Consider the following 24,640-nt stretch of genomic DNA (forward strand, 5'->3'; position numbering starts at 1 on the left):
AGGTTGCATGCATTACAACACCTTATCCAAACTGGTTTTTATCATTTGCTTTGCGCTGTTGACCTATTTGTTACTCATGGAAATGGCGCCAGCAAAAGAGGTCTCGCTTTATAAAGACAAATTGCAGCATATTGTTGCTTTTGGTGGTGTCACCTTCTGGGGCTTGCTGGCGTTTCAGCGCTTTCCTAAAACTATCTTGTTCGGGCTGACTGTGTTTGGCGCACTCATGGAAGTATTGCAAGGCCTGTTGACCACGACGCGGCAACCCAGCGTGTATGACTGGCTGGCTGATGTTGTCGGTATTCTGCTGGCCTGGGGTGTGGCTGTGATGTGGCTGCGCTGGTGGAACAAGCGCCGTGGCTGAGTTTGAGCTGATTGCCAAATATTTTACCCGGCCAGCGGCGGCTGATCTTGGGGTGGGCGATGATGCCGCGTTGATCCGGGTGCGCCCGGGCTACCAACTGGCGGTCTCTGCGGACATGTCGGTTGCGGGCACGCATTTTTTTGCCGATATTGACCCGTTTGCCATCGGCTGGAAGTCAATGGCGGTGAATGTCAGTGATATGGCGGCCATGGGCGCTGAGCCCAAATGGGCAACATTGTCGATTGCGTTGCCTGCGCTGGATGAATCCTGGTTGCGAGGGTTTAGTCAGGGCTTGTTTGCCTGCGCGGATGCATTTGGCGTGTCCCTGATTGGTGGCGATACCACGCGCGGGCCATTGAATATCGCGATTAATATCATGGGCGAGGTGCCTCAAGGCCAGGCCCTGCAGCGCAAGGGTGCGCAGGCGGGCGATGATGTCTGGGTCAGTGGCGTGTTGGGGCTGGCGGCTTTATGGCTGCAGCATCGTTTAGGCAAGCTGGAGATACATGCCGAAGAGCTTCCTGCGCTGGCCTCTGCCATGCATCACCCGCAGCCACGCGTGGCGCTAGGGCTGGCATTGCGTGGCGTGGCAACGGCTGCGCTGGATATTTCTGATGGTTTGCTTGCCGATTTGGATCATATTCTGGCGGCCTCAGCCGTAGGCGCCGAGCTGGATTGGGCGGCCATTCCCAAACCTGTGTTACGGCAAACTACGTTGAGTGCATCTGTATTGCAGCAAGTGGTGCTGGCAGGTGGTGACGATTATGAATTATGTTTTACCGCAGCCCCTCAGCATCGGGATGTGTTGCAGGCCCTTTCGAGCCAGTTGGCTGTGCCGTTGAGCCGTATCGGGCAAATTACCGCGCAGGCAGGTTTGCATGTGTTGAACGGTGATGCGCGCATCGACTTGTCGCAGAAAGGATTTGACCATTTTGGCTAATCACAGTCAGCAACCCAGTTGGGCATTACTGTTTTCGCACCCTTTGCATTGCCTGAGTTTTGGCCTGGGCACAGGCTTGTCGCCCAAAGCACCGGGCACAGTAGGCTCGCTGCTTGGATTTCCGCTGTATTGGCTATTGATGAGTTTGCCGCTGACACAGCAATGGTTAAGTTTGGCTGTGCTGTTCCTGCTCGGTATCTGGTGTTGTGAGGTGACCGGGCGGGCGCTGGGCGTCAGTGATCACGGCGCTATTGTGTGGGATGAAGTCGTCGCGATGGCGGCGGTGTTGGTGACAGTGCCGTTCACATGGGCTTGGGGCCTGGCTGCATTTGCCAGCTTCCGCTTGTTTGATATCTGGAAACCTTTCCCGATTGGCTGGGTAGATCAGCGCGTCAAAGGCGGCTTTGGGGTGATGCTGGACGATGTCCTGGCAGCAGTCATGGCTATCGTGCTGTTACAGACCGCACAGGGATACCTGTCATGAATAGCTTGCTTAAGTTAAGCGCGACCCTGGGGCATGCACTGCAAGCCAAACACTGGCAACTGGCGCTGGCGGAGTCTTGCACTGGCGGCATGGCTGCGCAAGCGGTGACGGCTATCGCTGGGAGTTCAGGCTGGTTTGACCGCGGTTTTGTCACCTATAGCAATGCCGCAAAAAACGAGATGTTAGGCGTGCCGAGCACTTTGATTGACGAGTTTGGCGCTGTGAGTGAACCCGTGGCCGAGGCGATGGCCTTAGGGGCATTGCAACACAGCCAGGCGCAACTCAGTGCGGCCGTCACAGGGGTCGCAGGTCCAGGAGGTGGATCACCACACAAGCCTGTTGGCACTGTGTGTTTTGCCTGGGCATATCGCGATAGCGGGGGCGATACTACAGTTATTCAAACCTGGGCTGTAGAAACCCGTCATTTTGGAGGTGATAGAACGCACATTCGCGAGCAGGCCGCCAGCCACTTGCTGGCTGGCTTGCTCGCCCTGGCAACTTCCCGCTGATTGAGAGCCTGACTGTGATTAACCACTAGCGGTGGTGATGGTGGCCGTGGCCATGTCCGTGACCGCCGCCGTTCCAGCCGCCACCATAAAAGTTTCTCGGGCCGTAGTTATAGCCACCATAGCCGCCGTTCCCATACGAAAACTGGATAAAGCCTGGTGCTGGTTGCGGGTAAGCCACAGCTGGCACACCATAGAAGTTGCTTTGCGGATGACGGTAAACCACCACAGGTGGTGGTGCATAATAGACCGGTGGTGGTGCGTAGTAAGCGGGCGGGTACGGATTGCCGACGACCACGCCAACAGACCAGTTGTCCTGTGCTTGCGCGCTGAATGCAGCCAGGCTGCCCAGTGCAAACGTCAAAATATATTTTACGATTTTCATAAATTCTCCTCACACGGAAAACAAATTAATGCTCCCTGCAGCTTTAACGCACCTGCCTGATAACGGTTGACAACCATCGCGTTCAAAAGTGCTGGCCTGGCGTTGCGCATTTGCAATCGCCGGCCATCATTCGCAGATGGCATTCACTCGCCTAATTCATGGCTTCGCCATTTCACTGATGGTCGATTTATGAAATAATTAGAAGTTATTGTTTGAATTATATAGCGATTGTGTAAACAACGCATTTTTATTGGTCAAAGAAAGCAATCAGCATGGATGACAACAAAAGCAAAGCGCTCGCCGCCGCACTCTCTCAAATTGAAAAACAGTTCGGCAAAGGCTCCATTATGCGCATGGGCGATGGCGATATTGGTGAAGACCTGCAAGTGGTCTCTACCGGTTCGTTAGGCCTTGATATTGCGCTGGGCGTAGGCGGTTTGCCACGTGGCCGTATTGTTGAAATTTATGGCCCGGAATCTTCAGGTAAAACGACACTGACTTTGTCTGCCATTGCAGAAATGCAAAAGCTGGGTGGCGTGGCTGCATTTATCGATGCCGAGCATGCCTTGGATCCACAATATGCGGCCAAGCTGGGCGTCAATGTGCCTGAGTTGCTGATTTCTCAGCCTGATACGGGTGAGCAGGCGCTGGAAATTGCCGATATGCTGGTACGTTCAGGTTCTGTGGATATCGTGGTGGTCGACTCGGTGGCTGCATTGACACCGCGTGCCGAAATTGAAGGCGAAATGGGCGACAGCCACATGGGCTTGCAGGCACGTTTGATGTCACAGGCCTTGCGTAAGCTGACCGGTAACATCAAGCGCACCAATACGCTGGTGATCTTTATTAACCAGATCCGAATGAAAATTGGTGTCATGTTTGGCAACCCAGAAACCACCACTGGTGGTAACGCGCTTAAATTTTACTCATCCGTACGTCTGGATATCCGCCGTACTGGCGCGATTAAAAAAGGCGATGAAGTGATTGGTTCTGAGACTAAAGTCAAAGTCATCAAAAACAAAGTGGCGCCACCGTTCAAGCAGGCTGAGTTTGACATTATGTACGGCGAAGGAATTTCTCGCCTGGGTGAAGTAATCGAGTTGGGTACCAACCTCAAACTGGTGGAAAAAGCCGGTGCCTGGTATAGCTACAATGGCGAAAAAATTGGCCAGGGTAAGGAAAACGCCAAAGAGTTCCTGCGTGAAAACCCAGCGATTGCCGCTGAGATCGAAGCCAAAATCCGCGAAAACTCCAATGTGCTGGCTGATAGTATGCCCTCAGCCAGAGGTGAGGACGATTAATCCCCTTGCGGCAAACACTGGAGAAATCACTACGCCAGCGTGCGCTTGAGTTGTTAAGCAAGCGCGAGTATTCCGCCGCTGAGTTGGCGCAAAAGCTTAAAGGCTACGCTGGCGAAGAAGATGATATCCCGGCCTTGATTGCAGATTTCAAAAGCCGTGGCTGGTTAAGTGATGCACGCTACACCGAACAAATGGTGCATGCGCGCCAGGCCAAGTTCGGTGCGGCGCGGGTAGCACACGAGTTACGCGAAAAAGGGGTGGATGACAGCCTGATTGCCGAAGCCGTTGCCGGTTTGCAGGACAATGAAGTAGCACGCGCCAGGGAAGTCTGGCGCAAAAAGTTTAAAGCGGCCGCGACGACGCGTGAAGAATGGGCGAAACAAGCCCGTTTTTTACAAAGTCGCGGTTTTACGTTTGAAGTGATTAAACAAATTTTGAATAGACACGCAGAAGATGACAGTCCAGAAGACGACAGTTAGTTACGGAAGCAATCCTTCCAGCAAGCAAATCCGCCAGGCATTCCTGGATTTTTTTGCTTCCAAAGGCCATCAGGTAGTGGCTTCCAGTTCACTGGTGCCACACGGCGACCCGACCTTGCTGTTCACCAATGCGGGTATGAACCAGTTTAAAGACGTGTTCCTTGGCTTTGACAAGCGCGCTTATACGCGCGCGGCTTCAGCCCAGAAATGTGTGCGTGCCGGTGGCAAGCACAATGACCTCGAAAACGTCGGTTACACTGCGCGTCACCATACCTTTTTTGAGATGCTGGGTAACTTCAGCTTTGGCGATTATTTCAAGCGCGATGCCATTACATTCGCCTGGGAGTTGCTGACAGAAGTCTATGCCTTGCCGAAAGAGCGATTGATGGTGACGGTATACGCGGAAGATGATGAAGCGTATGACATCTGGCACAAAGAAGTCGGCGTGCCTGCGGGCAAAATTGTCCGTATCGGCGACAACAAGGGCGCACGTTATGCCTCTGACAACTTCTGGATGATGGGCGATACCGGTCCTTGCGGCCCCTGTACTGAAATTTTCTATGATCACGGTGCGCATATCCCAGGTGGTCCTCCGGGTTCACCTGATGAAGATGGCGACCGCTTTATCGAAATCTGGAACAACGTCTTCATGCAGTTTAACCGCGATGAAGCGGGCGTGATGCATCCACTGCCTAAGCCATCGGTAGACACCGGGATGGGCTTGGAGCGTATTTCCGCCGTGCTGCAAGGCGTGCATGCCAACTACGAAATCGATTTGTTCCAAGCGCTGATTAAAGCAGCTGCGCGCGAAACCCATACGGCTGACCTCGATAGCCCGTCACTCAAAGTGCTGGCTGACCATATCCGTGCCTGCTCCTTTCTGATTGCCGATGGTGTGATTCCAGGTAACGAAGGCCGCGGTTACGTGCTGCGCCGGATTATCCGCCGCGCCATCCGCCATGGTTACAAACTGGGCTGTCGCGCTGCGTTCTTCCACAAGCTGGTTGCTGACCTGGTAGCTGAAATGGGTGAGGCTTATCCTGAGCTCGTTAGCAATCAGGCACGCATCACTGACATTCTCAAGCAGGAAGAAGACCGCTTCTTTGAAACCATTGAAAACGGTATGCAGATTCTGGAAGCTGAACTGGCGACCAAACCTGCTATTTTCAATGGCGACCTGGCGTTTAAATTGCACGATACGTTTGGCTTCCCGCTCGATTTGACCGCCGACATTTGCCGTGAACGTGGTGTGACCGTGGATACTGCCGGGTTTGATGCGGCGATGGCGCGCCAGAAAGAACAGGCGCGTGCCGCAGGTAAGTTCAAAATGGCGCTGAATCTTGAATATGATGGCGCGGCGACGACATTCCATGGCTACGATAAGCTGGAAACTCCGGCCAAAGTGCTGGCGCTGTATAAAGATGGTAGCGCAGTCCAGGCCTTGAATGAAGGGGATCTGGGCGTGGTGGTGCTGGACCATACGCCTTTCTATGCTGAGTCTGGCGGCCAGATTGGCGACAGCGGTGAACTGAAGTCTGCCAACGGTATTTTTGCCGTGGAAGACACGCAAAAAATTCAGGCCGCGGTGTTTGGGCATCATGGCGTACTCAAGACCGGCACCTTGTCAGTTGGTGATGAATTAGCCGCCAAAGTCAATCTGCAAGCGCGTGCCAATACCATGCGTAACCACTCTGCGACGCACTTGATGCACAAAGCCTTGCGTGAAGTGTTGGGCGAGCACGTGCAACAAAAAGGCAGCCTGGTTGATACTGAAAAAACCCGTTTTGACTTTGTGCACAATGCACCGATGACAGATGCTGAAATCGCCAAGGTCGAAGCATTGGTGAATGCAGAAATTCTTGCCAACGCGGCGACGCAGGCGCGTGTGATGGATATTGAGTCTGCACAGCAAACTGGCGCCATGATGCTGTTTGGCGAAAAATATGGTGACGAAGTGCGCGTACTCGATATCGGCACCTCGCGTGAGCTATGCGGGGGCACTCATGTTAGCCGTACTGGCGATATTGGCCTGTTTAAAATCACCGCGGAAAGTGGTGTGGCTGCAGGCGTACGTCGCGTGGAAGCGACCACAGGCGAGGGTGCATTAAAGCTGGTGCAGGCGCAACAAACGCTGATTAATCAGGTAGCTGGTGAGCTGAAAGCGCCAGCGCATGAGTTGCCTGCCAAAATCGCCCAGGTGATGGATCACGTGAAATCCCTGGAAAAAGAACTGGCGCGCCTAAAATCCAAACTGGCATCCTCACAAGGGGATGACCTGGCGACACAAGCACTGGATATCAACGGTGTGAAGGTGTTGGCAGCGACCCTGGAAGGTGCGGATGCCAATGCCTTGCGCGAAACCATAGATAAACTCAAGGATAAGCTTAAATCTGCCGTCATTGTCTTGTCCAGTGTGGCTGACGGTAAAGTCAGCCTGGCCGCAGGTGTGACCGCGGACTTGATCGGCAAAGTGAAAGCGGGTGAGCTGGTAAATCACGTTGCAGGCCAGGTCGGTGGCAAAGGTGGTGGCAAGCCGGATATGGCGATGGCCGGTGGTACCGAGCCAGCCAATTTGCCACAGGCATTGGCCAGCGTCACCGATTGGGTAAAGCAAAAGCTTATTTAACCGCCGATACACGCCGATAGATGCCGATCATGCATGATGAAAATCGGCGTTCATCGGCGTTTATCTGCGGATAAGAAAAAAGATTGTTAAGGAAATAAAATGGCATTAATCGTACAAAAATATGGCGGTACCTCAGTCGCCAATCCTGAGCGTATCCGTCATGTGGCGCGTCGTGTTGCGCGCTACAAGGCCATGGGGCATCAAGTGGTGGTTGTGGTCTCTGCCATGTCTGGCGAAACCAACCGTTTGATTGCACTGGCCAAGGAAATCATGCCGGATCCTGATCCGCGTGAGTTGGATGTCATGGTCTCTACCGGTGAGCAAGTGACCATAGGCATGACTGCCTTGGCGCTGATGGAACTGGGTATCAAGGCAAAAAGCTATACCGGTACACAGGTTAAAATCCTAACCGATGATGCGTATAACAAAGCGCGTATTCTGGATATTGACCAGCACAACCTGAAAAAAGACCTTGATGACGGCTATGTCTGTGTTGTGGCAGGCTTTCAGGGCGTGGATGCCAATGGCAATATCACGACGTTGGGTCGCGGTGGTTCAGACACCACAGGCGTGGCCTTGGCGGCTGCGTTAAAAGCCGATGAATGCCAGATTTATACTGATGTGGATGGCGTGTATACCACTGATCCGCGCGTGGTGCCTGAGGCGCGTCGCCTGGAAAAAATCACTTTTGAAGAGATGCTGGAACTGGCCTCTCAAGGCTCCAAAGTGCTGCAGATACGTTCTGTAGAGTTCGCCGGTAAATACAAAGTCAAATTACGTGTGCTCTCAAGCTTTGAAGAAGAAGGCGACGGCACACTGATCACATTCGAAGAAAATGAGGAAAACATGGAAGAACCAATTATCTCCGGTATCGCTTTTAACCGCGATGAGGCGAAAATTACCGTGACTGGCGTACCTGATAAACCAGGCATTGCTTATCAAATCCTGGGCCCGGTGGCGGATGCCAATATCGATGTCGATATGATTATCCAGAACGTTGGCGCAGACGGTACCACTGATTTCACCTTCACCGTGCATAAGAACGAAATGAACAAAACACTGGCGTTGTTGCGTGACAAGGTGCAAGGTCATATCCAGGCGCGTGAAATCAGTGGTGACGACAAGATCGCAAAAGTGTCCGTGGTGGGTGTGGGTATGCGTTCACACGTGGGCATTGCCAGCCAGATGTTCCGTACATTGGCCGAAGAAGGCATTAATATCCAGATGATTTCGACCAGCGAAATTAAAATCGCCGTGGTGATTGAAGAGAAGTACATGGAACTGGCTGTGCGCGTGTTGCATAAGGCGTTTGGTCTCGAAAACGCCTAATCACAAGCGCAAAATTAAAGAAATAAAACATTCTTCTTTTTTGCGTTGATTTTTGAAGGGTTTTCACGTAGTATGGCGCCCTTCGATGCAGTAGCAATACTGCAAAGAGGGCAGCATAAGCTGTGTTGGTTTTATTAGAACTTGATTGTTTTAATAAGGTGAGCTGGCCGAGAGGTCGAAGGCACTTCCCTGCTAAGGAAGCATATGGGCTTAAACCTGTATCGAGGGTTCGAATCCCTCGCTCACCGCCAAAAACCTTGCTCCGCGTGGGTGTTGTTTTTGGTAGATTGGTTGTTGGATGTGAATCTGCACCGCCACAAAGCTTAAAATCGTGTTATAATGTTGTTTTTGTTGCAAAGCAACAAACCTTGGCGCCCGTAGCTCAGTTGGATAGAGTATTTGGCTACGAACCAAAGGGTCGGGCGTTCGAATCGCTCCGGGCGCGCCAAAAATAAAAAGCCTTGTTTCTTCGGAAGCAAGGCTTTTTTCTTTTCTATCACAGCGAATTGTATTTACTGTTTATTGGCGGATGTTGCTGCATGATCGCCGCCGTCTGTATGTATATTCTGCCACCTGGAGCGTAGCGAGGGGTGGGGCAGATATGGTATGCTTTAACTTTGTTTTCTCATTGGTGTTTCAGTGTCTCTAAATGCTTGTTTGGCGCGGATTGCAGGCGATATGCAGCAGGTGGATGCCGTTATTCGCCAGTCTTTGTCCTCCCAAGTTCCGCTGATTAATCAAATTTCGGAATACATCATACACAGTGGTGGCAAGCGTTTGCGTCCAACCCTGGTCTTGATGTCCGGTGATCTGGCTGGCGCGGTGTCCCCGGCACACCATTCGCTGGCTGCCATTATCGAATTTATCCATACCGCGACCTTGCTGCATGATGACGTGGTCGATGCGTCTGAGCTGCGTCGCGGCAAATCCACCGCCAATCATGTCTATGGCAACCCGGCCAGTGTGTTGGTGGGCGATTTTTTGTATTCACGTGCTTTCCAGATGATGGTCAAGTTGCAGAATATGCGGGTGATGGAGATTCTGGCTGACGCAACCAATGTGATTTCTGAAGGTGAAGTGTTGCAGTTGCTCAACGTGCGCAATATTGGTGTCAGCGAGCAGGATTATTTACAGGTGATCCACTTTAAAACAGCCAAACTGTTTGAAGCCGCGACGCGCTTGGGGGCGGTGCAATGTCAGGCCAATGCAGAGCAGGAAGAGGGTTTGGCGACTTATGGCATGCATTTGGGCACGGCGTTTCAGCTGATTGATGATGTGCTGGATTTGACTGGCGACAGCGAGAAGATAGGCAAGACGCTAGGCAATGATTTGGCCGAAGGCAAGGTGACGTTGCCAATGTTGTATGCGATTCAGCAAGCGCCAGCTGCACAAGCTGACCTGGTGAAGCAGGCATTGCTGGAGGGGCAGGTGTCGCAGTTAGGCGCTGTGCTGGATATTTTGCATGCTGTAAAAGCATTTGATTACGTGCGTGCTGTCGCACAAAAAGAAGCCAGTCTGGCTTGTGAGGCCTTGTCTGTGTTTGCACCAACTGCTGCCAAACAGGCCTTGCTGGATTTGGCCAATTTCTCAGTCAGCCGTCAGCAATAATCAGGCAGCCAGCCTGTGACCAGGCTGACTGTTACCACTTTATTTCTCTCTATTAATTCAAGGCAATCGGCTCGCCACTGATGTGGTAGTAGCTCAGCCGTGCGCAATCGTTGGTGGCGTTGGTGAGCGCGCCATCAAACAGTGACTGGCCATTCACATCGACCACTGCGTAGCCGTTGTGGTAGAGCGTCACTTCTGCCTGCATATCTTTTTCGGCGATTAGTTCGGCAGCCTTATGCAAACCGCGTGTTTGCAGCGAACGCATGCCAAAGCTGATGCAGTTTTCCTCTTCTTCTTCACTGTAGACTTCCCAGTGAGATTGTCCGGTCAGTTTTGTCAGCCAGCCTGGCAAGTCCACTTCTACCCGGCAAATGACGGGCTCATCCCAGGCAGGATGCTCGACTTGATTTAACTCGACCTGATTGAGACCTGCTTCGGTCGGTGGCGTAAATTTGATTTGATCAGACATAGGCAACTTCCTTCACTTGATAACGGATGTCACTTAAACACAGCTACAAACCTGATCGGTTGCACTGTAGCATCCATCTTACACATAAATGGTGCCGGGCAAGTGGTTTTCAAGCCAAGGAAAGCCCCTTTTAAGCAGGTTTTGCCGTCTTTTAGCCTTGCTTACTTGCATTAACGATGCGATGATGCAGCAACCTTAACTATGTTATCGGTATCATGTTAGAAATCCTTGAACCTGTTTTAAGCTTAATGCAGACGCAACCCCATTTTTTGCAAGCAGTGTGCTTGCTGATCGGTTTGCTGGTAGGCAGTTTCCTCAATGTGGTGATTCATCGTTTACCCAAGATGATGGAGCGCGAATGGCATGCCAGCTGCCTGGATTTGCAAGGACAAACCGCGCCGGAGCAGCCGAAATATAACCTGGTCACACCGCGCTCTGCTTGCCCGCATTGCGGACACAAGATTACCGCTATCGAAAATATCCCTGTCATCAGCTACCTGTTTTTGCGTGGTCGCTGCCGAGGCTGCAAAGCGTCTATTTCCGTGCGTTATCCGCTGGTCGAGTTGCTCACTGGTTTGCTGTCATTGGCTGTGGCAGTCCAGTATGGCTACAGCATGCTGACGGTATTTGCCCTGGTATTCGTCTTTGCCCTGGTTGCATTAACGTTTATCGATTTTGACACCCAATTGCTGCCCGATGACATTACCTTGCCATTGTTATGGCTGGGGCTGGCGCTGAATATCAAATACGGGTTTACTGACCTCACCTCAGCCGTGGTGGGGGCGATGGCAGGTTATCTGGTGTTATGGTCAGTGTATTGGCTATTCAAGCTGGTCACAGGCAAAGAAGGCATGGGCTATGGTGACTTTAAACTCCTAGCTGCGATCGGTGCCTGGTTCGGCTGGCAATTATTACCTGCCGTTATTTTGCTGAGCTCTGTGGTTGGCAGTGTGATCGGCATTGGCTTGATCTTGCTTAAAGGCAAAACCCGCCAGACAGCCATTCCGTTTGGCCCATTTTTGGCGCTGGGTGGCATTGCGGCCTTGTTTTACGGGCAAGCGCTGGCCTCCTATTACCTGATCCCGTAAGCACGTTGTCATGAGCAAAGTGGTAGCCGTGACTGGCGGCATAGGCAGTGGTAAAACCGAAGTCTGCAAAGCGTTTATGGCACTCGGTGTGCCTGTGGTCGATTTAGACCATATCGCCCGTGACATGAGTGCGCCGGGTAGCCCAGCCATGCAGGCGGTGCGCGCGCAGTTTGGCGATGCCATGTTTAATGCCGATGGCCAGCTCGATCGGGCAAAATTACGCGAATTGGTGTTTGCCGAGCCAGATGCGTTGGATCAGCTCAACCAGATCATGCACCCGGCCATTCGGCTCGAGGCCATCAGGCAAATTGCACAGCATACTGGTGCTTATGTGGTGCTGGCGATCCCGCTGCTGGTTGAAAGCCGTGATGACTGGTCTATGATCGATCACGTGCTGGTGGTGGATTGCGATGAGCAGACGCAACTTGCGCGTGTGATACAACGCAGCCAGTTATCAGAAGGCATGGCGCAGGCCATGATCGCCGCACAAAGCAGCCGTGAAGAGCGTTTGGCCATTGCCGATTCGGTGATTGAAAACGATCAAACATTGGATAATTTGCAGGAAAAAGTGCTAGAGTTTCATAAAAATTTCTCTAAGACTTGCCAGTGAGTGAAAAGGGTTTCATAATCAGGCTTTTATTGCATACTTTTCAAGTATCAGCTGACAGAAAAGGCTGCCGTGTCGAGCTACGAGTTTCCATTTAACGAGCGCATCAGAACTTATCTCCGCCTAGAAGATCTGTTCGTCAAGATGTTGCACCACATTGAGATTGGGCATGAGATCAGTCATCATGTGGCGCTCATTTCCATGCTGCAAATCCTGGATCTGATTGATCGCGGCGATTTGAAGGTCGATCTGCTACAAGAGCTGGACAGGCACAAGGTCCAGCTATCGTTTCTGCAAACAAATCCAAATATTGACAAGCATGCGCTGGCGAGCACCTTGTCCAGCCTGGATCGCTGCGCCACCGCCTTGCGTTCTGATCATCAAAAACTCGGCCAGTCCTTACGCGAAAATGACTGGTTAATGAGCGTCAAACAACGCACCAGTATTCCTGGCGGCGTCTGTGAGTTCGATTTGCCGTCGTACCGTCATTGGCTGTACCTGGGTGTGGAGCGTCGCAAGGACGACTTCGACAACTGGCTGGCCAAATTGATGCCTATGTACGAATCGATTCGCCTGATTTTGCAACTGCTGCGCGGCAGTGGTCAGGTGTTGTCATTGGTGGCGCATCATGGTGCTTACCAGCAGCAATTGTCAGGGCACAAACCGGCGCAACTGTTGCGTATCGAGATCGACCATGACGAATGCTTCCCGGAAGTCAGTGCCAATAAATACGCGATCAATATCCGCTTCCAAAAACTCGATTTCGTGCAACGCCCCAAAGGCTGCGAGCAAGATATTCCGTTCAAGATGATTGTCTGTAACTTTACCGGAGCCGGTCACAATTGACGCAGCCCACCGTTAAAACCCGCAAGGTCGCTTGCCCGGCCTGTGGTGAAACCACAGAATATTCCACCACCAACCCTTACCGGCCGTTTTGCAGCGAGCGCTGCAAACTGGTTGATTTAGGTGATTGGGCGACCGAGAAATTCCGCATTCCAGACAACACCCCTCCAGATATGTTTGAGCCAGAATAACTGGCTGACAGGATCATTCAAATGCAGAAAACTACTTTCTTATGCCGTCTTGTCACCAGCGTTTTTTTGGCTGGCTGGCTGGGTGTTGCGCATGCAGAAGTTAAAACCACCGATGCCTGGGTGCGTGCTTCGAATGCGGGTCAATCAGTCGGTGCAGCCTATCTGACGTTGAGTAGTGCCGAGGATGTGACGCTGGTTTATGCAGAAACAGCGCGCGCAGGCACAGTCGAAATGCACAGCATGACCATGCAAAACGGCGTGATGAAAATGCGTAGTATGGAAGAATTGCCCGTGCCCGCAGGTAAGCCAGTTAAACTGGCGCCGGGTGGCCTGCACTTGATGCTGTTTGAATTGCCAAGCCCATTTAAAGCTGGCGAACAAGTGAAATTCAGACTGTGCTTCAAAGACAAAAAAGGCAACATTACAGATCAGTTCGTCACCATGCCGGTGAAAACTGCACCCTGATTCGCTGCCTTATATCGCCAGCTTTATCACTAGTATTAATGGCGATCTTTGGCAAACGTTGCCAGATACAAGGCCTCAACTTCAGCCCTAGCCCAGGGCGTCCTGCGTAAAAACTTCAGGCTGGACTTCACAGAAGGATCACTCTTGAAGCAGTTGATATTTACCCTCTGCGCGAGTTTATCCCAGCCGTAATGCTCGACGAGTCGTTCGACAATTTGTTCAAGCGTCACGCCGTGCAGTGGGTTGTTTGGTTGTGGTGTGTTCATTGTTGATACGTAGAGACTTGCTTAGTTATTGACCCAGTTCTCAAGCAATAGCCCCGAAACGCGGTCAAATTCGTTCAAATTATTGGTGACTAATACAAGCCCCTCGCTACGTGCATGTGCTGCGATATGCAAGTCGTTCACGCCCATGGGTTGGCCACGTCTCTCCAGGTCGCTACGGATGCTGCCATAGTGCTGCGCGGCTTTCGTGGCATAAGGCAACACTTCCAGGCGGCTGGCAAAGTCTTCAATCACGGAATAGTTGTGCCCCGGTTTGCTACTTTTTTCTGCACCATGAAGTAACTCAGCCAGCGTGATGCTTGAAATGGCCATTCTGTTGGCATGCTGATTAAACGTTTCAAGTACTTCAATGGGTCTGTGCTTGATCACATAAATCACAATATTGGTATCAAGCAGGTATTGAATCATTCCAGCGCCTCGCGCTCAGGCTGCGTTTGTGTTGCACGCTCGGACATAAAGTCATCAGTCACATTGAATGGATTGATAAAAAAGCTATCCCAGCTGGACTCTAGTGGGGCAATAATCCGCTCTTTGCCAATGGCTCGTACCGTCACCTGCTTCACGTTTTCAGGCAAACGCACATCTGCCGGAATGCGAACGGCTTGGGTTCGGTTATTGATAAACACAGTGCTAATACTCATACCAGTCACCTCTGCATAATGTGTATATTGCATTAGTATATGGCAATGGCCACATAGCTTGCAAGTCTACATCTTGGTCGTCAGATAGCTATAAAGAAAATACTGATACAGCTCAGGCAGGCTGATAAAGCACAGTGAGCGTTTTATTTAAAACATTACGCACATTCTGATCCGTCATTTATTTGTGTGAAGGTGCTTTGCGAGTGAGCCAACGCTCTATTTTTTTAATGCGCCTTTGAATCCAGAAACTTTTGCTTGTCGCTGGCAAAGCAATCGTGTCGTCAATGTCTCTATACATATACAAGCAGACAAAGGATACCATCAGCAACATGAGGGATAAGAATGACATTGAGACAGCGCCCTTGACGTTCCAGGCAACCCAGCCATTTGACGCGCCATAAATAGCAATTGTCAAAAGTATGCCTGAGGCAACTATAAATGATTTTACAATGCTCCAGATGAACAAAGCTAAGGCCCTTCCTACCAGTATAGGCGAAGAGGCACAACCAAAAATTCCACTGAGAAAATAACTGGTGATCTGTGGGATGACAAAGATGGTCAATATGGCGGCAAAGACCTTGATATCGGTATCTAGGTCCAGCATAAATGTTAACAATGACTCTATCTTTTTGCCCCAGGCACCTTGAAACGAACCTGAATGGTCTATTGCTCCGGTACTGTTGGCCCAGGCAGCAGCTAAAAACGTGCATACCGATGAGAGTGAAAAGAAATACCAAGCAATACGCAGATCACTACCATGATGGTCTGCCAGCTTGCAGCCCGTATACCAAATGACAACTAAGGTAATCATTACGATGATTGAAAATAAAACCAGAAGGTTAAAGGTAGAGAGATTTGCCAAAATGAGCCCCTGCTGAATTTGAGTTTTTTATGAAGATACTGTATAAACCAGCTTCCCTTGGTTTTTGTAAATTTTTTGGAAGATTGCCGATTGGCGTTGAATCTTATCGCCTGCTTGGTACTTTAGTTTTGGTTGGTTGTTGAGGGGGGATGGTAAAACTTGGGTTTGGGCCGACTGGTGGGGACTTTACCTAAACAGTCATTTTTATCATTAGAGCATTGGCTAATGTCTTCTCTGTAATTGTTACTACAATTGCTAGATGCTGTTTTTTCGCAATTATTTTTATCGTCAGCTGCAACAGTTTCACATAAGCTAAAGGCCGCATCGCACTTTCGCGTTTCGGTTCGGGTAGCAATCTTTGGCAAACCCTAATGTTGATAGTGTCAATCCCATACAAATCAAGCCAATCGCTTTCTTCATAACGGTTCTCCATATTTGTAGGTTTGTAAACAAATATTAACATAACTTGTATTTAATTATGTTATTGGCAGGATAGTCAGTGCTGTTAGTTTTTTATGCGTGCTTAAAAAACGCAAGTATTCACTAAGTGTCATGTAAAAACGAGACCAGAGCCAGCATTACTGACTGTCTCTAGATTTTTTTGGTACGACTATGCGCTGAACCAAGCCATCCGTTGCGTCGCGATGCCTCGCGCGCCACAGCTTAGTGCCTGTGCCAGATGCTCTGGCTGCATGCCTCCCAACGCGTATACAGGGATTTCCAATCCATTCAGCATTTCCCCAAATTTTTCCCAGCCTAGTCCTGTGGCTTCTGGGTGGCTTTGGGTCGGCAGCACAGGCGAGAGCAGGGCGAAGTCTAATTGCAGCGCTTGTGCTTGTTGCAGTTGCTCTGCGTCGTGGCAAGAGGCACCGACCAGTAAATGATCTGGTTTTTGTGTGAGTGCCAGCAGGCGCTGGCTATTTAAATGCACGCCTTGATAACCGAGTTGTAGGGCTTGTTCTGGCGTACCGTTGAGCAGGCTGCGGCAATCGTAGGGGGCGCATAGTTCTAATATCTGTTCACTTAGTGTTGCCAAGGCTGCGCTATCCAGCTGTGACTCGCGGACTTGAAGCAGTTGCAGGCCTTGGTCTAATTGTTTTTTTAACGCGCGCAAGAAAGCGGTCTCGCCCATTTCTTGCACATTGCTGATGGCATATATAGGCGGCAGGCTCAGTGCTTGCATAATCGGTGCGTTGGCGGGCAATACGGGGCTGACATTGAGCTTGCGTGGGTGTTGCCAGGCAAATTGCTGACCTTCACGCGCGGTGAGTTCACCTTGCCAGGCATGCACAAAGAAAAAGTGTAGCAGCACGGTTTTGGCTTCTGCGTCGTGCGTGGCCGGGTAGTCGTAGCGGCGTTTAATCCACGGTTGTATTTGCATTGGCGTGACGCCGAGCTCTTCTTGCGATTCGCGAATCAATGCGTGTTCTGGAGTCTCGCCAGATTCGATTTTGCCGCCTGGAAACTCCCACCAGCCTGCCCAGCCTTTGCCGTTAGGGCGGCTGGCAAGCAGGTATTCACCATCGGGTTTCATGAGGATGGCAACGGCGACTTGTACGAGTTTGGTCATAGGAATCAGGATTTCAGTTGCAGCTTGCCTGCGTAATCTTTGGCAAACTGGTAGGCGACGCGGCCGCTACGCGCGCCTCGGGTGTGGTAAAACTGCAGGGCGGCGTGGCGCGCGGTGTCATCCATGGCGATGCCAAACGTGTCCAGCCAGTGCTCGGCAATGCTCAGGTATTCGTCCTGGTCAAAACTGTAAAACGATAGCCACAAACCAAAACGTTCTGCCAGTGAGGTTTTTTCGTCTATGGTGTCGTTCTGGCGGATTTCACCTTTGTCTACAATCGGTTGGTTGTCAGCCATATATTCCGGCATCAGGTTTTTGCGGTTAGAGGTGGCATATACCAGCAGGTTGGATGACGCGTTCTCAATCGAACCATCGAGGATGACTTTGAGCGCTTTGTAGCCGGTGTCGTTGGCTTCAAAGGTGAGGTCATCACAGAAAATAATGAATTTTTCAGGCCGTGAGCGAATCAGCTGCGCAATTTGCGGCAGGTCGTTCAGGTCCTGTTTTTCAACTTCGATCAGGCGCAGGCCTTGGTCGGCATAAGCGTTGAGCAGGGCTTTAACCAGTGACGACTTGCCAGTGCCACGTGCGCCGGTCAGCAGCACATGGTTGGCAGGCAGCCCTTGTAAAAATTGGCGGGTGTTACGCACGACTTCGGTTTTTTGACGGTCAATAAATTGTATGTCTTGCAGCAATACCGCATGTGGGTGCTCCACGGCCTGTAGCTGGCCGGGTGTGCCGTGTTTGACCCAGCGCCAGGCAATGGCTTGCCAGTTGATGTCGGCGGGCGGTGCAGGCAGCAAGGTTTCCAGGCGCGTGATCAGTTGTTCAGCGCGCTGCAACAGATGTTCAAGTGAGTTCATGCGAGTAGCTTGGTGAGAAAAGACAATCGAGCGGTTATTGTACACAATGCGGCAAGTGCCTGTTAGTGCAAGTTAGGTCGCAAGTTAGACTGCAACTTGGGCTGCCTTTAGCGCAAAATCAGCTGTGTTTGTGTTACCTTGTGCGGCTTGTTTATTACGCTTGTGGAATCTCCATGTTTCAACAAAAGATCATCTTGGCATCACGCAGTCCACGTCGTGTGGAGTTACTGGCCCAACTGGGTGTGCAATGCGATATTTTGCCTGCAGATATTGATGAATCGAGTTTGCCGGGAGAGGATCCTGCGCAATATGTGTGTCGCCTGGCGCAAGAAAAAGCGCTGGCGATTGCCGCAGAACATGGCGATCGCGGGTTGGCTATTTTGGCGGCTGATACCACGGTTGCCCTGGGGCAGGATATTTTGGGTAAGCCTGTCGATGCTGCCGATGCGTTGGCCATGCTGTCTCGCCTGAGCGGCAGTGTGCATCTGGTGCATACGGCAGTAGCTGTTTACCAGGCGGGCGAGGTGCGTTGCCTGCTCAATACCACCGAGGTTGAGATGATGCAGGTGCCGCAGACGGTGTTAGAGGACTATATCGCCTCTGGCGAGCCAATGGACAAGGCTGGTGCCTATGGCATACAGGGGCGTGCTGGTGCATGGATTGTGCGTATTGCAGGCAGCTACAGCGGTGTGATGGGTTTGCCCTTGCATGAAACAGCGCAGTTGCTGCACGCATGGTAAACTTTGTATAAAAATAATGATCGGGATCGGGTAAAGCAATATGTCATTGGCGCAGGAAGTATTGATTAACGTCACGCCGCAGGAGACGCGCGTGGCGATTCTGGAGCAGGGCATTGTCCAGGAGTTACATATAGAGCGGGCTTCGTCGCTGGGCATCGTCGGCAATATCTATCGCGGCACCGTAGTGCGTGTGTTGCCGGGTATGCAGTCGGCCTTTGTTGAGATCGGCTTGCAGCGTGCGGCTTTTTTGCATGCGGCGGATATTATGGAGTGCCATGCCGAAGAAGGCGACATTAAAAAAGAGCGCCCGATTCAGGAGGTGCTGCATGAAGGTCAGTCGATCATCGTCCAGGTGATTAAAGAGGCGATTGGCACCAAAGGGGCGCGATTAACCACTGAAATCAGTATTGCTGGCCGTTTTTTAGTCTATTTGCCATACCAGAAGCACATCGGTGTTTCACAGCGTATTGATATCGAAGAAGAACGCGAGTTCTTGCGTAATCGCTTGCTGGGCTTGCTGCCGGAAGAGCGCGAAGGTGGCTACATTATTCGCACCATGTCTGAGAATGCGACCGATGAAGAGTTGCTAGCCGACATTGAGTATCTGCGCAAAGTCTGGCAAAAAATCCAGGCCGAAAGTAAAAAAGTGGGCGAACGGTCGCTGATTTTTTATGACCTTAGCTTGCCACGCCGTATTCTGCGCGATGTGGTGTGTACTGAAACTACCAATATCCGCGTCGATTCGCGCGAAATGTTTGAGCGCCTGAAAGAGTTTGCCGAGTTGTATGTCTCACATGCAGTCAAGCCGCTCACGCACTACAAGGGCGAGCGCTCACTGTTTGAGTTTTATGATATTGAAAGTGAAATCGAAAAAGCCTTGTCGCGCAAGGTGGAGCTTAAGTCTGGCGGCTATCTGATTTTTGACCAGACCGAAGCGCTGACCACGGTGGATGTGAACACTGGTAGTTTTGTCAGCGGCAAAAACCTATCAGACACTATTTTTAAAACCAACCTTGAAGCCGCCCAAACCATTGCGCGGCAACTGCGCTTGCGCAACCTGGGCGGCATTATCATTATCGACTTTATTGATATGGATGAAGATGCCCAGCGCGAAGCCGTGCTGGAAGAGTTGCGCAAAGCGGTGATGCTGGACAGGGCGCGCATCAATGTCAACGGCTTTTCTGCGCTGGGACTGGTTGAGCTGACGCGCAAGCGCACGCGCGAAAGCCTGGCGCATTTGTTATGTGAATCTTGCCAGGTGTGTCAGGGCCGTGGCGAACTAAAAACGGCGCAAACCATTTGTTACGAAATCATGCGCGAAGTTTTGCGCGAGTCCAAGCAGTTTAAAAGCGCTAAAGAATTCAAGATACTGGCATCTCCTGAAGTGATTAATATGCTGGGCGATGAAGAGTCGCAGAGTTTGGCCAGTTTGTCTGACTTTATTAAAAAGCCGCTGTCGCTGCATCCGGATACGCAGTATGGCCGGGAAGAGTTTGATATTGTCTGGATATAAAAAAAAAGGACGACAAATTGTCGTCCTTTTTTGTTACGTCCGGGGTCTTAAAGAATGCCCGTTGCCAGGCCTGGCAACACAATATGGCTGACCATTTGCAATAAGATCAGGGCGACCAGTGCGGAAAAATCAAAGCCCTGAATTGGTGGCAACATGCGGCGTAATGGATCCAGAATGGGCGCTGACAGTTGATTCAGGACGCCGTAAATCGGGCTGTAGGGGTTGACCCAGCTTAAAATCGCCATCAGCAGGATGGCATAGAAAAAGACATCCACCATTTGCGCCAGCACGCCAAATACCGCTTGCCATACCCAGAACAATGGTGAGGCAGGCGCACCAGCCAGCAACGCCAGCAGGGCAAACAAAATAATCTGCATCAACAAGGCCAACAGCAATGTAGACAAGTCCCACTGCTTGATTGGGCGGATCAGTTTACGCGTTGGTTTGACCATAAAGTCGGTCAGCGCCATGGTCATTTGACCCAAAGGATTCTGGAAAGACGTACGGGTCCATTGCATTAAAAAGCGCAATACCAGTAAAAACGTCAGAATGCCGAAGGCGGCATTGAGTAAAAAAGTCGTCATGTTTTGCAACATCATGCTTGTGCTCCCAGTTGATCACCCAGTTCTTTGGCGCGGCGTGCGGCTTGCGCGGCGGCATCTTGCATCATGCCATGAATATCGTGTTGGCGCATGCTGAGCAAGCCTTGCTCGGTGGTGCCGCCTTTGGAGGTGACCTGTTCACGCAAGGTAGCGATCGGCGTGCTGCTGCCAGCCGCCAGCAGGCTTGCGCCTTTAAACGTTGCCAGGCTCAGTTTGAGTGATTGAGCTTCGCTGAGGCCTAATTCAACGCCTGCCGCGGTCAAGGCTTCTATCATCAAAAACACATAGGCCGGGCCGCTGCCAGAAATGGCGGTGACGGCATCCAGTTGTACTTCATCGTCTAGCCAAACCACTTCGCCCGCCGCTTGTAAGACTGCATCAGCCAATTCACGCTGCGTGGCAGAGACCGCGGGCATGGCGTAAGCGCCGGTAATCCCGGCCTGAATTTGCGCCGGGGTATTGGGCATGGTGCGTACCATGGTTTGATAGCCATTTAACCAGCGGCCGAGGTCTGCCGTGCGTATGCCCGCAGCGACTGAAACGACCAGTTGCGATTGCAGCAAAGGAGCCAGCGCCTGAGCCACACTTTGCAATTGTTGCGGCTTCACGGCCAGCACGATGATATCTACCGCCAGTGATTCTGCCGTCAGGCTGGCACTGGTGTTGATGCCCAAGGTTGTTTGCAGGTGCGGGTGTTTGGCCGTATCCGGGTCAACCACGGTGATGTTCTGCATGTTAAATGCGCGTTGTTGCAGGCCTGTCATCAAGGCTTGTGCCATATTGCCGCCGCCAATAAAGGCAATGCGTGTGGCTGAAAGTGATTGCATGGTGATCAGGTTCCTTGTTTCACTGAATCTGTGGGTAAAGAGGAGGTGCGCGCACCAAAAATGGCCGTGCCTATGCGTACTAGTGTGGCGCCTTCGGCAATGGCAGCCGCAAAATCGCCACTCATGCCTATGGATAATGTGTCCAGTTGCAGGCCGTGGCTGTTTAAATGATCAAACAGGGCGCGCACCTGCCGAAATTGGTCACGCTGCTGCTCAAAATTACTGCAAGGGGCTGGAATCGCCATCAAACCGCGTAGCTGCAAGTGTGGCAACTGTTTGATATTTAAGGCGAGTTCCAATAGTTCCTGGCCACTGGCACCACTTTTGCTTGCCTCTTCGCTAATGTTCACTTGTAGGCAAATGTTTAATGGCGGCAGGTCAGATGGACGCGCATCTGACAGGCGCTGGGCAATTTTCAGGCGATCAACCGAGTGCACCCAGTCGAAATGACGGGCAATTGGCTGTGTTTTATTGCTTTGAATCGGCCCGATAAAGTGCCATGCTATAGCACAGTCTGCTAGTTCGGCCTGTTTTTGCAGCGCTTCCTGCAAATAATTCTCGCCAAATACGGTTTGGCCCGCGTCATAAGCGGCACGAATGGCGGTGGCAGGCTGTGCTTTGCTGACTGCGCATAACGTGACCGATTGTGTCGCCTCAAAGCGTGCCTGTGCGTCTGTGATCTGTTGGCGGATACAGGCAAGATTGTCAGAGAGGGCAGTCATGGCGGCTAAACAAGTGTTGAAGAACTAAGAATACAAAACCAAAGCAACATTATATAAATAATCACCGGAGTCGATTGTGGATATTTCAGATTTATTGGCGTTTTCAGTTAAAAATAAAGCCTCGGACTTGCATTTGTCCTCCGGCCTGCCACCGATGATTCGTGTGCATGGTGATGTACGTAAAATTAATTTACCCGCCATGGAGCAGGCTGAAGTGCGCAGCATGCTGTATGACATCATGAATGACAATCAGCGCAAAGTGTATGAAGAAACGCTGGAATGTGACTTCTCGTTTGAGATTCCAGATCTGGCACGTTTCCGGGTCAATGCGTTTAACCAGCAACGTGGTGCAGGTGCGGTGTTCCGTACCATTCCAAGCAAGGTGCTGACGCTGGATGAATTAAACGCCCCAAAAGTGTTCAAGGATATCGCCGATACACCACGCGGCATTGTGCTGGTGACCGGGCCAACGGGTTCTGGTAAGTCCACCACGTTGGCGGCGATGATTGATTACATTAACGAATCGCAGATGTCACACGTGTTGACCGTGGAAGACCCGATCGAATTTGTGCACACTTCCAAAAAGTCGCTGATTAACCAGCGCGAGGTCGGCCCGCATACGCAATCCTTTGAAAACGCGTTGCGCTCAGCCTTGCGTGAAGACCCGGACGTGATCCTGGTGGGTGAGATGCGCGACCTGGAAACCATCCGACTGGCGCTGACAGCTGCGGAAACGGGTCACCTGGTGTTCGGTACCTTGCATACCAGCTCTGCCGCAAAAACGATTGACCGGGTGGTCGACGTGTTTCCCGCGGCTGAGAAAGAAATGGTGCGCTCCATGTTGTCTGAGTCGCTGCGCGCCGTGATTTCACAAACCCTGTGTAAAACCAAGGATGAGCAAGGCCGCGTGGCTGCGCATGAAATCATGATGGGCACGCCCGCCATTCGTAACCTGATTCGTGAAAACAAGATTGCGCAGATGTATTCTGCCATCCAGACCGGCCAGAGCATGGGCATGCAAACCCTGGATCAGAACCTGCAAGATCTGGTCAAACGTAATGTCATCAGTGCCGCTGAAGCGCGCACCAAGGCAGCAAACCGTGACGCTATCATCGGCTAACAATATGGATAGTACGCAAACGGTGGGCGATCACGCCCAGACGGAGAAATTCGTCAATGACTTGCTGAAGCTCATGATTACGCGTAAAGCGTCTGACTTGTTTATCACGGCGGGCTTTCCGCCGGCGATGAAGATAGACGGTAAGCTGACGCCGGTCTCCTCACAAACCCTGAATACGCAGCAGACGGCAGAAATTGCGCGTACCGTCATGAACGACAAGCAGGCGCAGGAGTTCCAGGATACGCTGGAATGTAATTTTGCCATCAGCATGCCGTCCGTTGGCCGTTTCCGTGTCAACGCCTTTATTCAGCGCAGTGCCGTGGGGCTGGTGTTCCGCGTCATTAATACCAATATTCCCAAGTTTGATGATTTAAAGTTACCGCAGATTCTGAAAGACGTGGTAATGGCCAAACGCGGCCTGATCATTTTTGTCGGCGGCACCGGTTCCGGTAAGTCCACCTCAATGGCCGCCATGCTGGGGCACCGCAACGAAAGCAGTTACGGCCATATTATTACGATTGAAGACCCGGTGGAGTTTGTGCATAGCCATCGCAACTGTATCGTCACGCAACGTGAAGTCGGCGTAGATACCGAAAATTGGCATGCGGCGCTCAAAAACACCTTGCGCCAGGCGCCAGACGTCATCATGATTGGTGAGATCCGTGACCGCGAAACCATGGATTACGCCATTGCCTTCTCTGAGACCGGCCACTTGTGCCTGGCTACCCTGCACGCCAACAGCACCAACCAGGCGCTGGACCGGATTATTAACTTTTTCCCCGAAGAGCGCCGTCAGCAGCTATTGATGGACTTGTCGCTAAACTTGCGTTGCGTGGCTTCGCAGCGGTTGATACCCAAACTCGATAGTAGTGGCCGTGTCGCTGCCGTGGAGGTATTGCTGCATTCGCCGCTGATTTCTGACCTGATTTATAAAGGCGATGTGCACGCCATTAAAGAAATCATGGCCAAATCCCGTGAATTAGGCATGCAAACGTTTGACCAGGCCTTATTTGATTTGTTTGAGTCTGGCCAGATTAGTTATGACGACGCCTTGCGTAATGCTGACTCGGTCAATGACTTGCGGCTCAAGTTTAAATTGAATAGTAAAGTCATGAATCCTGAGAACCAGGAGCGCAGCAATATCTCTGACCTGGATATTTTGTAAACCAGCCAACGCATGAAAAACGCCTGCGATGTTCAAACATGGCAGG

29 protein-coding genes and 2 tRNA genes are annotated in these 24,640 nt (G+C 51.4%); 20 read left to right on the forward strand and 11 right to left on the reverse strand.

The window, feature by feature from the left end:
* The first annotated feature begins 7 nt into the window (after positions 1-7).
* Genes INP78_RS03340 through INP78_RS03355 form a run of 4 tightly spaced genes read left to right on the forward strand, consistent with a single transcriptional unit; the run spans position 8 to position 2,297 of the window.
* Positions 8-364: a VanZ family protein gene (locus tag INP78_RS03340; protein WP_194740759.1), complete on the forward strand. Its 357-nt coding sequence runs from the start codon at positions 8-10 to the stop codon at positions 362-364.
* Positions 357-1,304 (forward strand): thiamine-phosphate kinase, encoded by a 948-nt coding sequence (gene thiL / locus INP78_RS03345; RefSeq protein ID WP_194740760.1) that lies wholly within the window; start codon positions 357-359, stop codon positions 1,302-1,304. Before INP78_RS03340 ends, thiL begins: the two co-directional genes overlap by 8 nt.
* Entirely contained in the window at positions 1,258-1,788 is a 531-nt protein-coding gene (locus INP78_RS03350; protein ID WP_194740761.1) for a phosphatidylglycerophosphatase A, read from the forward strand. The genes thiL and INP78_RS03350 overlap by 47 nt, the downstream gene beginning before the upstream one ends.
* On the forward strand, positions 1,785-2,297 hold the full coding sequence (locus INP78_RS03355) for a CinA family protein (protein ID WP_228522622.1): 513 nt from the start codon (positions 1,785-1,787) through the stop codon (positions 2,295-2,297). The genes INP78_RS03350 and INP78_RS03355 overlap by 4 nt, the downstream gene beginning before the upstream one ends.
* A gap of 25 nt (positions 2,298-2,322) precedes the next feature.
* Here the strand turns inward: INP78_RS03355 and INP78_RS03360 are convergent, their stop codons facing one another.
* Positions 2,323-2,679 (reverse strand): hypothetical protein, encoded by a 357-nt coding sequence (locus INP78_RS03360; RefSeq protein ID WP_194740762.1) that lies wholly within the window; start codon positions 2,677-2,679, stop codon positions 2,323-2,325.
* Positions 2,680-2,951: 272 nt separating this feature from the next.
* On the opposite strand from INP78_RS03360, the gene recA reads away from it, so the two are divergent.
* The 7 genes from recA (at position 2,952) to INP78_RS03395 (ending at position 10,022) form a co-directional block, all read left to right on the forward strand.
* Entirely contained in the window at positions 2,952-3,980 is a 1,029-nt protein-coding gene (recA, locus tag INP78_RS03365) for a recombinase RecA (protein WP_194740763.1), read from the forward strand.
* Between the two features lie 5 nt (positions 3,981-3,985).
* Complete coding sequence (gene recX, locus INP78_RS03370) at positions 3,986-4,459, forward strand: recombination regulator RecX (protein ID WP_194740764.1); 474 nt, start codon at positions 3,986-3,988, stop codon at positions 4,457-4,459.
* The gene (gene alaS / locus INP78_RS03375; RefSeq protein ID WP_194740765.1) at positions 4,434-7,085 is read left to right on the forward strand and encodes an alanine--tRNA ligase; all 2,652 of its coding nucleotides are present in this window, start codon (positions 4,434-4,436) and stop codon (positions 7,083-7,085) included. Before recX ends, alaS begins: the two co-directional genes overlap by 26 nt.
* Before the next feature lie 99 nt (positions 7,086-7,184).
* Positions 7,185-8,414 (forward strand): aspartate kinase, encoded by a 1,230-nt coding sequence (locus INP78_RS03380; protein ID WP_194740766.1) that lies wholly within the window; start codon positions 7,185-7,187, stop codon positions 8,412-8,414.
* Between the two features lie 157 nt (positions 8,415-8,571).
* Positions 8,572-8,665, forward strand: a tRNA-Ser gene (locus INP78_RS03385).
* 120 nt (positions 8,666-8,785) lie between these two features.
* Positions 8,786-8,862: transfer RNA gene (locus tag INP78_RS03390), tRNA-Arg, on the forward strand.
* 230 nt (positions 8,863-9,092) lie between these two features.
* Positions 9,093-10,022 carry a polyprenyl synthetase family protein gene (locus tag INP78_RS03395; protein ID WP_194741118.1) on the forward strand — a complete coding sequence of 310 codons (930 nt, stop codon included), beginning with the start codon at positions 9,093-9,095 and terminating at the stop codon, positions 10,020-10,022.
* Between the two features lie 52 nt (positions 10,023-10,074).
* On the opposite strand, the gene INP78_RS03400 is transcribed toward INP78_RS03395, so the two are convergent.
* Entirely contained in the window at positions 10,075-10,491 is a 417-nt protein-coding gene (locus INP78_RS03400; protein WP_019881717.1) for a hypothetical protein, read from the reverse strand.
* A 215-nt stretch (positions 10,492-10,706) separates the two neighbouring features.
* On the opposite strand from INP78_RS03400, the gene INP78_RS03405 reads away from it, so the two are divergent.
* The 5 genes from INP78_RS03405 to INP78_RS03425 all read left to right on the forward strand — a co-directional run bounded on the left by INP78_RS03405 (position 10,707) and on the right by INP78_RS03425 (position 13,685).
* Entirely contained in the window at positions 10,707-11,579 is an 873-nt protein-coding gene (locus INP78_RS03405) for an A24 family peptidase (RefSeq protein WP_305076177.1), read from the forward strand.
* A gap of 10 nt (positions 11,580-11,589) precedes the next feature.
* Positions 11,590-12,189, forward strand: coding sequence for a dephospho-CoA kinase (gene coaE / locus INP78_RS03410; protein WP_194740768.1), 600 nt, complete (start codon positions 11,590-11,592; stop codon positions 12,187-12,189).
* A gap of 69 nt (positions 12,190-12,258) precedes the next feature.
* Complete coding sequence (zapD, locus tag INP78_RS03415) at positions 12,259-13,032, forward strand: cell division protein ZapD (RefSeq protein WP_194740769.1); 774 nt, start codon at positions 12,259-12,261, stop codon at positions 13,030-13,032.
* Positions 13,029-13,220 carry a DNA gyrase inhibitor YacG gene (locus INP78_RS03420; protein WP_194740770.1) on the forward strand — a complete coding sequence of 64 codons (192 nt, stop codon included), beginning with the start codon at positions 13,029-13,031 and terminating at the stop codon, positions 13,218-13,220. The genes zapD and INP78_RS03420 overlap by 4 nt, the downstream gene beginning before the upstream one ends.
* A 21-nt stretch (positions 13,221-13,241) precedes the next feature.
* Complete coding sequence (locus tag INP78_RS03425) at positions 13,242-13,685, forward strand: copper chaperone PCu(A)C (RefSeq protein WP_194740771.1); 444 nt, start codon at positions 13,242-13,244, stop codon at positions 13,683-13,685.
* A 35-nt stretch (positions 13,686-13,720) separates the two neighbouring features.
* On the opposite strand, the gene INP78_RS03430 is transcribed toward INP78_RS03425, so the two are convergent.
* The 6 genes from INP78_RS03430 to INP78_RS03455 form a co-directional block, all read right to left on the reverse strand.
* Positions 13,721-13,951: a VF530 family DNA-binding protein gene (locus tag INP78_RS03430; protein WP_194740772.1), complete on the reverse strand. Its 231-nt coding sequence runs from the start codon at positions 13,949-13,951 to the stop codon at positions 13,721-13,723.
* Positions 13,952-13,972: 21 nt separating this feature from the next.
* Positions 13,973-14,377 (reverse strand): type II toxin-antitoxin system VapC family toxin, encoded by a 405-nt coding sequence (locus tag INP78_RS03435; RefSeq protein WP_194740773.1) that lies wholly within the window; start codon positions 14,375-14,377, stop codon positions 13,973-13,975.
* Positions 14,374-14,610, reverse strand: a complete 237-nt coding sequence (gene vapB, locus INP78_RS03440) for a type II toxin-antitoxin system VapB family antitoxin (protein WP_194740774.1) — start codon at positions 14,608-14,610, stop codon at positions 14,374-14,376. The genes INP78_RS03435 and vapB overlap by 4 nt, the downstream gene beginning before the upstream one ends.
* A gap of 178 nt (positions 14,611-14,788) precedes the next feature.
* On the reverse strand, positions 14,789-15,472 hold the full coding sequence (locus INP78_RS03445; protein WP_194740775.1) for a hypothetical protein: 684 nt from the start codon (positions 15,470-15,472) through the stop codon (positions 14,789-14,791).
* Between the two features lie 610 nt (positions 15,473-16,082).
* Positions 16,083-17,042 (reverse strand): Nudix family hydrolase, encoded by a 960-nt coding sequence (locus INP78_RS03450; protein ID WP_194740776.1) that lies wholly within the window; start codon positions 17,040-17,042, stop codon positions 16,083-16,085.
* 5 nt (positions 17,043-17,047) lie between these two features.
* Entirely contained in the window at positions 17,048-17,905 is an 858-nt protein-coding gene (locus INP78_RS03455) for an ATP-binding protein (RefSeq protein ID WP_194740777.1), read from the reverse strand.
* 173 nt (positions 17,906-18,078) lie between these two features.
* On the opposite strand from INP78_RS03455, the gene INP78_RS03460 reads away from it, so the two are divergent.
* Positions 18,079-18,645 (forward strand): nucleoside triphosphate pyrophosphatase, encoded by a 567-nt coding sequence (locus INP78_RS03460; RefSeq protein WP_194740778.1) that lies wholly within the window; start codon positions 18,079-18,081, stop codon positions 18,643-18,645.
* A 46-nt stretch (positions 18,646-18,691) separates the two neighbouring features.
* Positions 18,692-20,158: a ribonuclease G gene (gene rng / locus INP78_RS03465; RefSeq protein ID WP_228522670.1), complete on the forward strand. Its 1,467-nt coding sequence runs from the start codon at positions 18,692-18,694 to the stop codon at positions 20,156-20,158.
* A 47-nt stretch (positions 20,159-20,205) separates the two neighbouring features.
* On the opposite strand, the gene INP78_RS03470 is transcribed toward rng, so the two are convergent.
* From INP78_RS03470 to INP78_RS03480, 3 genes are read right to left on the reverse strand one after another with little or no spacing between them, the layout of a single operon-like run.
* Positions 20,206-20,757 (reverse strand): YggT family protein, encoded by a 552-nt coding sequence (locus INP78_RS03470; protein WP_228522623.1) that lies wholly within the window; start codon positions 20,755-20,757, stop codon positions 20,206-20,208.
* Entirely contained in the window at positions 20,754-21,587 is an 834-nt protein-coding gene (proC, locus tag INP78_RS03475) for a pyrroline-5-carboxylate reductase (RefSeq protein WP_194740780.1), read from the reverse strand. Before proC ends, INP78_RS03470 begins: the two co-directional genes overlap by 4 nt.
* A gap of 5 nt (positions 21,588-21,592) precedes the next feature.
* Entirely contained in the window at positions 21,593-22,309 is a 717-nt protein-coding gene (locus INP78_RS03480; protein WP_194740781.1) for a YggS family pyridoxal phosphate-dependent enzyme, read from the reverse strand.
* A 76-nt stretch (positions 22,310-22,385) separates the two neighbouring features.
* On the opposite strand from INP78_RS03480, the gene INP78_RS03485 reads away from it, so the two are divergent.
* Entirely contained in the window at positions 22,386-23,429 is a 1,044-nt protein-coding gene (locus INP78_RS03485; protein WP_194740782.1) for a type IV pilus twitching motility protein PilT, read from the forward strand.
* Positions 23,430-23,433: 4 nt separating this feature from the next.
* Positions 23,434-24,594, forward strand: coding sequence for a PilT/PilU family type 4a pilus ATPase (locus INP78_RS03490; RefSeq protein ID WP_194741120.1), 1,161 nt, complete (start codon positions 23,434-23,436; stop codon positions 24,592-24,594).
* Positions 24,595-24,640 lie beyond the last annotated feature (46 nt).

Origin of the sequence: Methylophilus sp. 14 (assembly GCF_015354345.1) — a bacterium.
Classification (GTDB): domain Bacteria; phylum Pseudomonadota; class Gammaproteobacteria; order Burkholderiales; family Methylophilaceae; genus Methylophilus.

Bases quoted from the DNA above. Each gene is read 5' to 3' on its own strand.
- INP78_RS03340 (WP_194740759.1), top strand. From the start codon at position 8: ATGCATTACAACACCTTATCCAAACTGGTTTTTATCATTTGCTTTGCG.
- INP78_RS03350 (WP_194740761.1), top strand. From the start codon at position 1,258: ATGCGCGCATCGACTTGTCGCAGAAAGGATTTGACCATTTTGGCTAAT.
- INP78_RS03355 (WP_228522622.1), top strand. From the start codon at position 1,785: ATGAATAGCTTGCTTAAGTTAAGCGCGACCCTGGGGCATGCACTGCAA.
- INP78_RS03360 (WP_194740762.1), bottom strand. From the start codon at position 2,679: ATGAAAATCGTAAAATATATTTTGACGTTTGCACTGGGCAGCCTGGCT.
- recA (WP_194740763.1), top strand. From the start codon at position 2,952: ATGGATGACAACAAAAGCAAAGCGCTCGCCGCCGCACTCTCTCAAATT.
- alaS (WP_194740765.1), top strand. From the start codon at position 4,434: ATGACAGTCCAGAAGACGACAGTTAGTTACGGAAGCAATCCTTCCAGC.
- INP78_RS03380 (WP_194740766.1), top strand. From the start codon at position 7,185: ATGGCATTAATCGTACAAAAATATGGCGGTACCTCAGTCGCCAATCCT.
- INP78_RS03395 (WP_194741118.1), top strand. From the start codon at position 9,093: ATGCAGCAGGTGGATGCCGTTATTCGCCAGTCTTTGTCCTCCCAAGTT.
- INP78_RS03400 (WP_019881717.1), bottom strand. From the start codon at position 10,491: ATGTCTGATCAAATCAAATTTACGCCACCGACCGAAGCAGGTCTCAAT.
- INP78_RS03405 (WP_305076177.1), top strand. From the start codon at position 10,707: ATGTTAGAAATCCTTGAACCTGTTTTAAGCTTAATGCAGACGCAACCC.
- coaE (WP_194740768.1), top strand. From the start codon at position 11,590: ATGAGCAAAGTGGTAGCCGTGACTGGCGGCATAGGCAGTGGTAAAACC.
- INP78_RS03425 (WP_194740771.1), top strand. From the start codon at position 13,242: ATGCAGAAAACTACTTTCTTATGCCGTCTTGTCACCAGCGTTTTTTTG.
- INP78_RS03430 (WP_194740772.1), bottom strand. From the start codon at position 13,951: ATGAACACACCACAACCAAACAACCCACTGCACGGCGTGACGCTTGAA.
- INP78_RS03435 (WP_194740773.1), bottom strand. From the start codon at position 14,377: ATGATTCAATACCTGCTTGATACCAATATTGTGATTTATGTGATCAAG.
- vapB (WP_194740774.1), bottom strand. From the start codon at position 14,610: ATGAGTATTAGCACTGTGTTTATCAATAACCGAACCCAAGCCGTTCGC.
- INP78_RS03450 (WP_194740776.1), bottom strand. From the start codon at position 17,042: ATGACCAAACTCGTACAAGTCGCCGTTGCCATCCTCATGAAACCCGAT.
- INP78_RS03455 (WP_194740777.1), bottom strand. From the start codon at position 17,905: ATGAACTCACTTGAACATCTGTTGCAGCGCGCTGAACAACTGATCACG.
- INP78_RS03460 (WP_194740778.1), top strand. From the start codon at position 18,079: ATGTTTCAACAAAAGATCATCTTGGCATCACGCAGTCCACGTCGTGTG.
- INP78_RS03470 (WP_228522623.1), bottom strand. From the start codon at position 20,757: ATGATGTTGCAAAACATGACGACTTTTTTACTCAATGCCGCCTTCGGC.
- proC (WP_194740780.1), bottom strand. From the start codon at position 21,587: ATGCAATCACTTTCAGCCACACGCATTGCCTTTATTGGCGGCGGCAAT.
- INP78_RS03480 (WP_194740781.1), bottom strand. From the start codon at position 22,309: ATGACTGCCCTCTCTGACAATCTTGCCTGTATCCGCCAACAGATCACA.
- INP78_RS03490 (WP_194741120.1), top strand. From the start codon at position 23,434: ATGGATAGTACGCAAACGGTGGGCGATCACGCCCAGACGGAGAAATTC.